Origin of the sequence: Bacillus sp. FSL M7-0003, assembly GCF_038628485.1 — a bacterium.
In the GTDB taxonomy this organism is placed as follows: Bacteria; Bacillota; Bacilli; order Bacillales; family Bacillaceae; genus Bacillus; species Bacillus safensis.
Window position 1 is genome coordinate 1,856,783 of record NZ_CP152024.1, and the last position, 11,715, is coordinate 1,868,497.

General features: G+C 44.1%; 11 protein-coding genes. 1 reads left to right on the forward strand and 10 read right to left on the reverse strand.

The window, feature by feature from the left end; all coding sequences use genetic code 11:
- Positions 1-13: 13 nt before the first annotated feature.
- The 9 genes from MHI23_RS09375 to MHI23_RS09415 form a co-directional block, all read right to left on the reverse strand.
- Positions 14-1,537, reverse strand: coding sequence for an acyl-CoA carboxylase subunit beta (locus MHI23_RS09375; RefSeq protein WP_111927470.1), 1,524 nt, complete (start codon positions 1,535-1,537; stop codon positions 14-16).
- A gap of 18 nt (positions 1,538-1,555) precedes the next feature.
- Entirely contained in the window at positions 1,556-2,338 is a 783-nt protein-coding gene (locus MHI23_RS09380; RefSeq protein WP_111927471.1) for an enoyl-CoA hydratase, read from the reverse strand.
- 12 nt (positions 2,339-2,350) lie between these two features.
- Positions 2,351-3,259 (reverse strand): hydroxymethylglutaryl-CoA lyase, encoded by a 909-nt coding sequence (locus tag MHI23_RS09385; RefSeq protein ID WP_342492461.1) that lies wholly within the window; start codon positions 3,257-3,259, stop codon positions 2,351-2,353.
- Positions 3,260-3,270: 11 nt separating this feature from the next.
- Positions 3,271-3,486 carry an acetyl-CoA carboxylase biotin carboxyl carrier protein subunit gene (locus tag MHI23_RS09390; protein ID WP_024425681.1) on the reverse strand — a complete coding sequence of 72 codons (216 nt, stop codon included), beginning with the start codon at positions 3,484-3,486 and terminating at the stop codon, positions 3,271-3,273.
- A complete protein-coding gene (locus tag MHI23_RS09395) occupies positions 3,483-4,832 on the reverse strand; it encodes an acetyl-CoA carboxylase biotin carboxylase subunit (RefSeq protein ID WP_268423565.1) in 1,350 nt (449 codons plus the stop codon). The genes MHI23_RS09390 and MHI23_RS09395 overlap by 4 nt, the downstream gene beginning before the upstream one ends.
- An 8-nt stretch (positions 4,833-4,840) precedes the next feature.
- Entirely contained in the window at positions 4,841-6,478 is a 1,638-nt protein-coding gene (locus tag MHI23_RS09400) for an AMP-binding protein (protein WP_342492462.1), read from the reverse strand.
- 42 nt (positions 6,479-6,520) lie between these two features.
- A complete protein-coding gene (locus MHI23_RS09405) occupies positions 6,521-7,663 on the reverse strand; it encodes an acyl-CoA dehydrogenase family protein (RefSeq protein WP_034624340.1) in 1,143 nt (380 codons plus the stop codon).
- Positions 7,664-7,799: 136 nt separating this feature from the next.
- On the reverse strand, positions 7,800-9,341 hold the full coding sequence (locus MHI23_RS09410; RefSeq protein ID WP_111927476.1) for a family 10 glycosylhydrolase: 1,542 nt from the start codon (positions 9,339-9,341) through the stop codon (positions 7,800-7,802).
- 24 nt (positions 9,342-9,365) lie between these two features.
- On the reverse strand, positions 9,366-10,172 hold the full coding sequence (locus MHI23_RS09415) for a tyrosine-protein phosphatase (protein WP_025093168.1): 807 nt from the start codon (positions 10,170-10,172) through the stop codon (positions 9,366-9,368).
- A 150-nt stretch (positions 10,173-10,322) separates the two neighbouring features.
- Between MHI23_RS09415 and MHI23_RS09420 the strand changes: the two genes are divergently transcribed.
- Positions 10,323-11,087: a DeoR/GlpR family DNA-binding transcription regulator gene (locus MHI23_RS09420; protein ID WP_024425690.1), complete on the forward strand. Its 765-nt coding sequence runs from the start codon at positions 10,323-10,325 to the stop codon at positions 11,085-11,087.
- Positions 11,088-11,104: 17 nt separating this feature from the next.
- Here the strand turns inward: MHI23_RS09420 and MHI23_RS09425 are convergent, their stop codons facing one another.
- Complete coding sequence (locus MHI23_RS09425; protein WP_024427762.1) at positions 11,105-11,683, reverse strand: hypothetical protein; 579 nt, start codon at positions 11,681-11,683, stop codon at positions 11,105-11,107.
- Between the last annotated feature and the right edge of the window lie 32 nt (positions 11,684-11,715).

Below are 11,715 nucleotides of genomic sequence, written 5' to 3' on the forward strand. Positions count from 1 at the left end.
GAGGCCGCCCCCTTTAGACCGGATAAACCGGGTGTTTTCGTCTTGTAAATGTCATCTCTTTAGAGGTATAGGCTTGTAATCTATGACAAAGCTCATCTCGCAAATGGTCAAATGGGATGACACCATCGACAATCATTTCAGAGGCAAGCTCATATATATTCATATCTTCCTGGTATTCCTTGCGTTTCTCTTGAATAAATGCTGCTCTTTCCTCAGCAGGCAGTTCGGCAATTTTATTCGCATAGACAGCATTTACAGCGGCTTCTGGCCCCATGACAGCAATTTGTGCTGATGGAAGTGCGAGACAGCAGTCCGGTTCAAAGGCCGGTCCTGCCATTGCATATAAACCTGCACCGTATGCTTTACGAACAATGACGGATATTTTCGGAACGGTTGCCTCTGACATGGCGGAGATCATCTTCGCCCCGTGCCTGATAATACCTGCTTGTTCCACTTTTGTTCCGATCATAAACCCCGGTATATCTGCAAGGAAAAGGAGTGGAATATGAAAGGCGTCACATAGCTGAATAAATTTGGCGGCTTTGTCGGCTGAGTCATGGAATAAAACACCGCCTTTTACCCTCGGCTGATTGGCAATAAGACCGACAGGCTGACCATTCATGCGGCCAAAACCTGTGATCAGCTCTGCGGCAAACAGCTTTTTGATTTCAAAAAATGATCCTTCATCAATGAGTAAATCAATGAGCTGATACATATCAAAAGGGGTATTCTGCCCTTTAGGGATAAGGTCTTGGAGAGTGATCTCTGATGGTTTAGGTGCGATTGCGGCTGCCGGTTTTGGTTTTTCTGTATAGTTGGCAGGCATGTAAGTTAAATAAGTGCGGGCGATTTGAATGGCTTCTTCCTCTGTTTGTGCTAAAATATCGCCGCATCCAGAAATGCTGCAATGCATTTTTGCTCCGCCCATTTCTTCAAGTGATACTTTCTCTCCAATCACCATTTCGGCCATTCGCGGTGAGCCTAAGTACATTGAGGCATTCCCTTCGACCATGACGACGATGTCACAAAAAGCAGGAATGTAAGCACCTCCGGCTGCCGAAGGACCAAATAGTAAACAAATTTGCGGAGTACGTCCAGACAGCTTCACCTGGTTATAAAAAATGCGGCCTGCACCCCTTCTGCCTGGAAACATGGCGATTTGATCGGTGATTCTAGCACCCGCAGAGTCAACTAAATACAGCATTGGGCAGTTGAGCTTTTCGGCTGTTTCCTGGATTCTAATGATTTTTTCTACCGTTTTGACGCCCCATGATCCTGCTTTGACGGTAGAATCATTTGCCATAACGCAAACAGTCTGCCCATTCATCCGCCCTGTCCCTGTGACAACACCATCTGCTGGTAAATGTTCATTTTGACACTCGGCAAACATGGCATCCTCAATGAAAGAATCCTCATCTAATAACAACTGGAGGCGGTCACGGACAAACAATTTTCCTTTTTCTTTGTTTTTTTGATGGTATCGGTCTGCCCCGCCTTTCAGAATCTGCTGTTTTTTTAGTTCATATCCTTCGATCATACCCATTCCCCTTTCTTGCTACCTGCCTCTGTATTGAGGCGTGCGTTTTTCTTGGAAGGCTCGAAGACCTTCCGTTCGATCTTCTGTCTCAATGAGCCGTAGATACGCTTCGTATTCCTTTGTCAAACCTGTATGCAAATCGTGATCAAGGCTTGATTGAATCGCTTGTTTCGCTTCTTTTAAGGCAAGCGGGCCATTTTTGATGATTTGTTTTGCAAGAGAGATGGCATCGTTCATGAGGGAATCTGCTAAAGAGATATGCTCAATCAGCCCGATTTGAATGGCTTCTTCTGCTTGTAATGATGCGCCTGTGAAGATAAGTTCTTTTGCTTTACCGAGTCCAATGAGGCGCGGAAGGCGCTGCGTCCCTCCGGCTCCTGGTATGATAGCTAGTCCTGTTTCTGGCAGGCCGAGTCTTGCTCCGGCTCGTGAAATGCGGAGATCACAAGCGAGCGCGAGCTCAAGTCCTCCGCCCAGTGCGTGTCCATTTATCACTGCAATGACAGGTACAGGAATAGATTCAATCTCGATAAAAGTTTGCTGAATCGAAAGAACAGCGCCTTTTGCTTCTGCTTCTGTCATCAATCGTCTTTCTTTTAAATCTGCTCCAGCACAAAAGACTTTTGAACCGGCTCCTGTAATGAGAAGACAGCGAATGCTTTCATCGTGTTTGATTTCTTGAATGATTTGATTGATCTCCTCCAGCATTGGAGCAGATAGGGAATTCGCTTGTTCTGGCCTGTTTAAGGTCATGATGCCGATCTGTTCACCTTGTATCGAAAAATGGACCAATGATGTCATGTTATTCATCCTTTATGAAGTAGTCTGAGAGTGAAAAGCACGTAAACAGTGACTAGGCAGGGTTCGATCTACTTTCGCTTCAATCCATTCTGCCGCTTTAATTAATGCAGGAAGGTGAATATTTGTCTCAATTCCTATTTTTTGAAGCATATGCACCACATCTTCTGTCGCCACATTTCCGCTGGAACCAGGTGCATAGGGACATCCGCCAAGCCCGCCGCTGGAGGAGTCAAATATGGTGATCCCTGCTTTTAATGCCGTATAAATATTCGCAAGAGCCATCCCCTTCGTATCATGAAAATGAAGAGCGATTTTATCAGCAGGAAAACGTTCGAGTAAAATGTCTAAGCGTCTTTCTACTTGAAGCGGATGGGCTTCACCGATGGTGTCACCGAGAGATATTTCATCAATGCCATAAGAAAGCAAAATATCCGTTAACCGGAGGACTTGATCCATTGGCACTTGTTTTTCATATGGGCAGCCAAACACGGTGGAAATATACGCGCGCGTGTTTTTTCCTGCTGCTTTTAAATCAGCTGTCATTTGTTTGATAACAGGAAGTGTTTCGTGGATGGATTGATTCATATTTTTCTTGTTATGTGTTTCACTCGAAGAGATGAACATAGCGCCTGTGTCAAGATTGGCTTCAAAAAAATGAGCTAAGCCTTTTTCATTGGGAATGAGTGCTGCATAGGTGATGCCGTCTTTTTTGTTAAAGGATTGGGTGAGTTCTTTGGCATCTTTTAAGGCTGGAACCCATTTAGGATGAACAAATGATGTGATTTCAATATAAGGGAGCTGGGCTGCTGCGAGCAGATCAATCCACGTTCGCTTCTCGCCTGTGTCAAGCCAGACTGATTCATTTTGCAGTCCGTCCCGCGGCCCGACCTCCCTGATAAGCACACTCTTTGGTAATGCCATCTGGCTCCCTCCTATTCTGATAGTTCTAAAAGAACCTCTCCTTCATCGACAAACTCTCCCTCTGCCTTATACACTTTACTGATGATCCCGCCCTCTTCAGCAACGATCGGAATCTCCATTTTCATTGATTCTAAGATGGCAACCTCCTGTCCTTTTTGCACTTCATCGCCTTGTTTCACAAGAAGCTTCCACAAGTTTCCGGCCATTTGAATTGTGACAGTTTTCATGAACGGTTTTCCTCCCTTTTTTTCATGAGAAAATCGGTGGTGATGCTGCCTTGTAAGAAAGCAGAAGATCCGGCCATTTCCCTTAAAAGCGGTAAGTTGGTTTTGATCCCTTCTATTTCATATGCTTGTAATGCCCCTTTTAATCGTTCTATTGCAAGTTTTCGTGTATCACCGTAAACGATCATTTTCGCAATCATTGGATCGTAAAAAGGGGTAATGATGCTTCCATTTGTCACGCTTGACTCATGACGGATATACGGAGCTTCAGGTGTGGAAAGCCGAGTGATCGTTCCTGGTGATGGATAAAAGGTGACGGGATCTTCCGCATAAATTCTAACCTCGATGGCATGGCCGATTTGATGAATATCCTCCTGATTAAAGGAAAGCGGCTCACATGCAGCGATTTTCAGCTGCTCCTCGACAAGGTCAATGCCTGTAATTTCTTCTGTGACAGGGTGCTCTACTTGTAATCTTGTGTTCATTTCTAGGAAATAAAATTGTTGATGCTGATCGACTAAACATTCAATCGTTCCTGCATTTTCATACCCAATCGCTTTGGCTGCTTTGACGGCCATCTCCCCCATCTGATGTCTCACCGATTCATCGAGACAGACGGCTGGTGCTTCTTCAATGATTTTTTGATGTCTTCGCTGGAGTGAACAGTCGCGCTCAAATAAGTGAACCCCATGGCCGAAGGAATCAAAAAGGACCTGAATTTCAATGTGCCGAGCGTTTTCAATGACCTTTTCCATATACAGCGTCCCATCGTTGAAAAAGCTTTGCGCTCTTTTTTGATTCCCTTCAAAAGCCCTGTACAGCTCCTCGTCATTTTGCACGAGCTGCATGCCAATTCCTCCGCCCCCGCTTGATGCCTTGAGCATAATCGGATAACCGAGTGACTGCGCTTGACTGACCCCTTCTTCTGCATCATGCAGCGGAGCTGAAACGCCTGGTACAATGGGGATACCTGCTTGAGCCATCGTTTTTCTTGCTTCAATTTTATTCCCCATTCGCTGAATGACTTGTGCGGATGGGCCAATAAAGGCGATTCCTTCGCTGCGGCAGCGTTCTGCAAAGGCTGCATTTTCTGATAAGAGGCCATATCCTGGGTGGATGGCATCTGTATGTGTCTGTTTGGCTACACGAATGATGGCTTCCATGTTTAAATAGCTTTCAGATACTTTCGCGCCTCCAATCAGATAGGCGCTGTCTGCTTCTTGCACATGAAGTGCATGCTGATCTGCTTCTGAATAAACGGCAACGGTGTGGATCCCGAGCCTTTTACACGTTCGAATAATTCGCCGGGCAATTTCGCCTCGATTTGCAATCAGTACTTTTAGAAACATCACTGCCTTCACTCCTTTATTAGATCAAGCGCCTGCTTTTTCAGACGAAATTTTTGAATCTTCCCTGATGCGGTCATCGGATACTCGTCAGTGATGAAAAAATATTTAGGAATTTTATAGCGTGCCATTTGCGACTGACAATAGCTGGTGAGTGTCTCAATTGTCACCGTCCTACCTTTTTTAAGCCGAATGAATGCGGCGGCTTCTTCTCCATACGTCTCGTCAGGTATACCAACGACCTGTGCATCAAGAATATCCGGATGAGTATAAAGAACATCCTCAATCTCTTTTGGATAAACATTCTCCCCGCCTCTAATGATCATATCTTTCAGCCGTCCTGTGATTTTCACATAGCCGTCCTCATCCATCTCTGCTAAATCACCCGTATGAAGCCAGCCGTCCTGGTCAATCACTTCATTTGTGGCTTCTTCATTTTTATAGTAGCCTTTCATCACATGATAGCCTCTTGTACACAGCTCTCCTTGTTCTCCTCTTGGTACTTCCTCCGGCGTGCCTGGAACGGTGATTTTCACTTCAATGTGAGGAAGCGCCCGGCCGACCGTTTGAACCCGCCTTTCAAATGAATCATCCGTTCTTGTTTGGGTAATGACAGGAGAGCTTTCGGTCTGGCCGTAAGCAATCGTGAGCTCCTTCAGTCCCATTTGTTCAATGACGGCTTTCATCACATGGGATGGGCAAAGAGATCCTGCCATAATGCCCGTTCGTAATGTGGACAGATCGTATTGGTGAAAATTCGGATGGTCGAGCTCTGCAATGAACATTGTCGGGACGCCGTGAAGGACGGTGCACTTCTCTTTTTCTACGGTTTGAAGAACTCGCTCTGGGTGGAAGGATTCAATTGGAATGATCGTTCCTCCTTTTGTGAGACATGCAAGCACGCCAAGGACGGATCCAAAGCAATGAAAGAAAGGAACAGGGATACACATTCGGTCCTTTTGGGTGAGCTTCATACAATCTGCGATTTGGCTGGCATTGCAGACAATGTTTGTATGGCTGAGCATGACTCCTTTTGGATAGCCGCTTGTGCCTGAGGTATATTGCATATTAATGACGTCATCCGGTGCAAGCTCATCCATTCGTTTCTCCCACTCATGATCCTCTGTTCTTTTGGCAGCTGCTTGAATACTGTTCCAGCTGCGCATGCCCTTTGGCGTGTGCTCACCTATATAGACGACACTTTTTAAATAAGGAAAAGATGAGGATGTGATCTCTCCTTGATGAGCGTTTTGAAGCTCCGGTATGAGTTCATCAAGCATTTTGACATAGGATGTCTCTTTGAACCCGTCTACGATAAACAGCATGCTACTATCAGAGTGCTTGAGTAAATAAGCGAGTTCTTGTGATTGAAAGTTTGTATTCACGGTGACAAGAACGGCTCCAATCGACGCGCAGGCGAATTGCAGCATGAGCCATTCGGGTACATTGGGCGCCATGATGGCGATATGATCCCCTTTTTGAACCCCTAATGCCATAAGACCTTTTCCGGTTTCCTTGACTTCTCGATAAAACGCTTCATATGAATAACGTAAAGAACGTTCTGGATACACAATGGCTTCATGTCCTGGATGCTGCTCCCTTTTCTCTTTTAATAACGAGCCGATTGTCTGTGGATGAATCGACATCATGGCTTTCCTCCTCCATTGATGGTAAGCGTTTTCATTATCGGATTACGCTAACAGTTGTCTTGCGATGACTAGACGCTGAATTTCAGAGGTCCCTTCTCCAATTTCCATTAGCTTGGCATCTCTCACAAGCCGTTCTACACCACATTCTTTCATGTAGCCTGTTCCCCCGTGGATTTGAACAGCATCAAGACTTGCTTTTGTCGCCATTTCAGAAGCGAAGAGTTTGGCATAGGCAGCTTCTTTTGTAAACGGCTTGCCGTGATCTTTCAGCCAAGCGGCTTTCCAAACCATTTGTCTAGCGAGCTCTATTTGCATCGCCATATCTGCCAGCTTAAATTGAATCGCTTGGAAGGAAGAAAGGGTCTGCCCAAATTGCTTTCTTTCTTTTGCATGCGAGAGCGAAGCATCTAGTGCAGCTTGTGCGATGCCAACTGATAACGCAGCAATTGAAATGCGCCCCCCGTCTAATGTATATAAAAATTGCTTAAAGCCTTTCGCTGGGTCTCCTAAAATATTCTGGGCTGGTACACGTACACCGTCTAAAATGATTTCTGCTGTATCTGAACCGCGCACGCCCATTTTGTCATATGGATTTGTAATGGTCAGCCCTTTTTGCCCTTTCTCCACAATGAAGGCGGAGATGATCGGGCGGCCGTTTTCATCTTGATCCGAGACAGCAGTGACGATAATGGTTCTGGCAAAATTGGCGTTTGTGATCCAGCACTTTTCCCCGCTAATGACATACTCTTGTCCGTCTTTGACTGCTTTTGTTTTCGTCCCTTTTGCATCTGACCCTGCATTTGGTTCTGTTAATCCGAAGGAACCAAGTGCTGTTCCAGAAGCCAGCGGGACAAGGTGGTCCATCTTTTGTTCCTCTGTACCAAAGTAATAAAGCGGGCTTGCGCCTAAGGAGACGGCTGCGGCATAGCTAAGACCTGTACTGGCACACTGTTTTCCGATTTCTTCTACAGCGAGTGCATATGATATCGTATCTCCTCCTGAGCCGCCGTATTTCTCTGGAAAGGGGATGCCCATAAAGCCGAGCTCCCCCATTTTTTGAAACGTTTTGGCTGGGAATACGGCCTGTTTATCAATGGTTTGAGCGAGTGGTGCAATTTCTGCTTTGGCGAAATCTTTGACCATCTGGCGGATCATTTGTTGTTCTTTCGTTAATTCAAAATCCATCTTGCTTCCCCCTTTAGCTCTTTTCTATCATATTTATTAATCAAGCAGCTGCTTCATGCCAAGCTTGATTGAATTCAGAAAATTAAAAAATAGAAAAAAAGCATGAACGAAGAAAATCTCACTCATGCTTTTTCTGTTATTTCACTATTTTTGTAGAAGGCTTGCTTTCGTGATGAAGACGATTCAGAGCCGTAATCTTGTAAGTATCCATTTTCTTTTGATTGACTGGGAGGTCTTTAATCGTTGTTATGGCGCCTTTTTCTTTTCTAACCGTTTGCAGCAATTCATATGTTCCTTTATTTGTTAATCGATAGACCGCATAATAGGATACGGTAGAATGCGGATCATTTTTGATTTGTAAAGCCGCACCATCCGATGTCTTTTTCACAGATTGAATGATTGGTTTTTTAGGTGCTTTCTGATGAAGCCAAGGCATTTCTGGAATGAGAGCTGGTTTGCTGTATGACTCTTCTATCAATCGATCCTTTACATTCAAAGGGTTGCGATTGAGATCCTTCAGGCTGAAATGCATGCTTCCCTGCACAAGCTGTGACTGCCTGTTCAGCTCAATCTGCCTAAAATATTCTTCCGGGTCAGACCAAGCAGGGTCACTGTTTTGATTAATTTTATATGCCGCCTGCCCAATGTACAGGTGAACCGGCTCCCCTTTCACCTCATTTGACCACCATTTCGTCAGCACATCATAAGCGGCAGCTTGAAAGCCGATGCTCCAGTAAATTTGCGGAGTAACATAATCAATATCGTGCTGCTGAATCCACTCTCTTGTATCAGCATACAAATCATCGTAGTTGGTCATTCCTGCAGTGGTGTTTGAACCAGTCGGGTCATCTTTTATGTTGCGCCATACCCCGAATGGACTAATACCAAATTTCACATACGGTTTTTCTTTCTTAATGGTGTCATTGATTTGCTTCACCAGCTGATTCACATTATCTCTTCGCCAATCTTCTATATGAGTAAATGCTTTTTTTCCATATGTTTCATACGTTTCTTGATCTGGAAATGGTACACCGGCTATTTTATATGGATAAAAATAATCATCCATATGTACTGCATCAATATCGTAGTTTTTCACAACTTCTTCTATACCGCCGATAATGAAGTCCTGAGTTTCAGGAATACCAGGATTGTAATAAAGCTGATTACCATACGCAATCGTCCAATCAGGATGTTGTCTTGCAGGGTGATCGGCAGACAAACGGCTGAGATCAGTATGATTCATTGTGATTCGGTAAGGGTTAAACCAAGCGTGAAATTCAAGGCCGCGTTTATGAGCTTCTTCGATCATAAACTCAAGCGGATCGTACCCCGGATCTTTCCCTTGTGTTCCAGTCAAATATTCTGACCACGGCCCGTATGCTGAAGGATAAAAGGCATCTGCTGTTGGTTTAATTTGCATAATGACGGCATTCATATTCATCGCTTTGATTTCGTCTAACAAACGAATAAACTCTTGCTTCTGCTCTGCTACAGGCAGCCCCTTCTTTGAGGGCCAATCTAAGTTATAAACAGATGCAATCCATACCGCGCGCATCTCTCTTGTGCTCTCAAGCTTCCCTTTTGGCACTGCACGAGCTGCTAGACTGCTAGAAGGAATCAATAAAAATACAAACATCAACATCAGTGTTAAAACTGTCATACTGATCTTTTTCAGCATGTTTTGCATCACCTCATCTTAAGTTTATTCCGCTTTTTGTGATGGAATGCCAGCAGATGGTGTAAGCAGAATGTTTTTCATTTCATTGAGCTGAGCTTCAGGGACTTTGCAGGCTTCAATTAAATACCGCTCTGCACTCCCGTATGTCTCCAGCATTTCGTGCAGCACATCTTCAAGATAATCTTGCTGCACACCGACAAGCGGCTGAATTTGTTCTTTTGACACCCGGTATAAACTCATCAATCGGACAAATCGTTCCTGCCTTCTGACGAGCATTTGCACGCCTTCATTGGAACGCATGTATTCACTTAAAACGACAGCCTGCGGTACACCTGCCACCAACTGAATCAGGGCAGATAAAAAACCTGTACGGTCCTTGCCACTCGTGCAGTGAAGCATCAGCGGGTAATGGCTTTGATCTGAAAGCAGTGTGAACAGCTGCCGAATCTCTTCTTTACGCTCTGTCAGCATGCTTTGATATAACTCTTTCATGATCGGTGTAAATGAGAGAGACTTCCCTTCTGTTACCAGCATACGAAACATGGTCCATTTACTTGGCATCTTACTGTCAGGCTGCATCGGAATATGGACGATTTTGTCGTGTTCCTTGATCTTTGGCGGATGTGATTTACGTTCTGAGGCTGTACGGAGGTCACAAACGGTTTGAATTCCGAGTGCTGAGAATATCTCGATGTCTTGTTTCGACAAACGGGATAAGTCTGCGGATCGATAAATCATTCCCTGTTTGATCACCATCCCATCTGTTGTTTGAAGCCCCCCTACTTCTCTAAAATTCGCAAGCTTTGAAAATGGGTTGTTTGATTGATTCATAGAAGTGAAAGTTCCTTTCTGGTTTCTTTCTTTTTTCTATCATACGCTTTTATATCAAAGGAGAAAAGAGAATCAATTGACCTAATCCATGTAAGAGAATTTATTGGTATAATGGAAAAAGGACATTCGGATTGATTGGAGATATGAAGTATGATAAAAACAAAACGGATTCAGCAAATCAAAGAGTATGTGTTTGACCGGGAATCTGCCTCACTTGATGAGCTTGTGGCGCATTTTGGTGTCTCAAAAAACACGATACGCCGAGATGTACAGGCATTGGTCGAGTCCGGCGTACTCAAAAAAGTGTATGGCGGAGTGGCTGTGAACCACTCAACGTTAGTGGTGTATCAGGAGCGAAAGATCCGTCAGCTCAGTAAAAAGCAATTGATCGGTCAGACGGCTGCCACTTTTGTGGAAAACGGGGATATGATTTTTATTGATTCTGGTACGACAACGCTTGAGATGCTCCCCTATTTGACGGAGAAACAGGTGACCATTGTGACCAATAATGTGGATTTCATTACACAGGCAATGCCTTATGAAAATCTCACCATCTTTTCCACTGGCGGGATGCTTGAAAGAAAAACGAATTCTTTCGTTGGTTATCAAAGTGTTGAGCGCTTGAAAGCTTACAATGTCAATAAAGCCTTTATCGCATCAACTGGTTTATCCATTGATCACGGAGTCACGAATTCGTCTCCGCTTGAAACCGATATTAAAAAGACGCTTGTTCAAAAAAGTGCCAAAACCTTTTTATTAGTGGATGATAGCAAATTCGATCATTACGCCTTGACCACGTTTTGTGATTTGCACGAGATTGATATCGTCGTGACCAATCAGGAGCCAAATGAAGATTATCTTCAATATGGAAAAGAGCATGATGTACGGTTTGTCACACCTTCATCAAATGAATAGATGGACAAAAAAACGGCTCAGGAATTTGAGCCGTTTTTTGATTCATTGATTTCAAGCTGTATGATCATATGGAATAAAAATCGATACACGGCCGAGATGACGTCAATGAAAGCCGTATCTTCGTGGATATCCTCAAGCTCAAGAAGCTGCAAATTCACATCAAATAAGCCATCTTGTCCATTAAATTGAAGCTGAGCACCATTTAATGGCGATAGCATGTCCTTTAGAATATTCGTGTCTTTTTTAGGACGTTTTAAACCAAATAGGACGGTATACGTTTGAAACACTTCATCCCATTCAATGGCCAAGCCATCCACTTTCACGACATCAAACCACTTGGATTCGATATAAATGAATTCTTTTTGATGTTTTTTCACATATGTAAGCGGTGTGTTTAGAAATGAGGCGTTTTCTGTTTGAATCATGTTCTCTGATTCCTTGTCTACACGCTCTATATATACATCGCCAAAACGGGCTTCTTCTTTTATTCTCGCCCCTTCTAATGTCCAATTGCGGCGCGCCGCTTCATCATATTCAAAGTCGGTCAGCGCCTGTCCTTCTTTCAGTAAGTCTTGTAAGCGATTTTGCAGTGACATGGCTATGTCTCCTTTCTTCTCCTTCATGTGTG

What these genes read in the sequence shown, in the direction of transcription:
- MHI23_RS09375 (WP_111927470.1), bottom strand. Translation starts at nt 1,537, where the DNA reads ATGATCGAAGGATATGAACTAAAAAAACAGCAGATTCTGAAAGGCGGG.
- MHI23_RS09380 (WP_111927471.1), bottom strand. Translation starts at nt 2,338, where the DNA reads ATGACATCATTGGTCCATTTTTCGATACAAGGTGAACAGATCGGCATC.
- MHI23_RS09385 (WP_342492461.1), bottom strand. Translation starts at nt 3,259, where the DNA reads ATGGCATTACCAAAGAGTGTGCTTATCAGGGAGGTCGGGCCGCGGGAC.
- MHI23_RS09390 (WP_024425681.1), bottom strand. Translation starts at nt 3,486, where the DNA reads ATGAAAACTGTCACAATTCAAATGGCCGGAAACTTGTGGAAGCTTCTT.
- MHI23_RS09395 (WP_268423565.1), bottom strand. Translation starts at nt 4,832, where the DNA reads ATGTTTCTAAAAGTACTGATTGCAAATCGAGGCGAAATTGCCCGGCGA.
- MHI23_RS09400 (WP_342492462.1), bottom strand. Translation starts at nt 6,478, where the DNA reads ATGATGTCGATTCATCCACAGACAATCGGCTCGTTATTAAAAGAGAAA.
- MHI23_RS09405 (WP_034624340.1), bottom strand. Translation starts at nt 7,663, where the DNA reads ATGGATTTTGAATTAACGAAAGAACAACAAATGATCCGCCAGATGGTC.
- MHI23_RS09410 (WP_111927476.1), bottom strand. Translation starts at nt 9,341, where the DNA reads ATGCTGAAAAAGATCAGTATGACAGTTTTAACACTGATGTTGATGTTT.
- MHI23_RS09415 (WP_025093168.1), bottom strand. Translation starts at nt 10,172, where the DNA reads ATGAATCAATCAAACAACCCATTTTCAAAGCTTGCGAATTTTAGAGAA.
- MHI23_RS09420 (WP_024425690.1), top strand. Translation starts at nt 10,323, where the DNA reads ATGATAAAAACAAAACGGATTCAGCAAATCAAAGAGTATGTGTTTGAC.
- MHI23_RS09425 (WP_024427762.1), bottom strand. Translation starts at nt 11,683, where the DNA reads ATGTCACTGCAAAATCGCTTACAAGACTTACTGAAAGAAGGACAGGCG.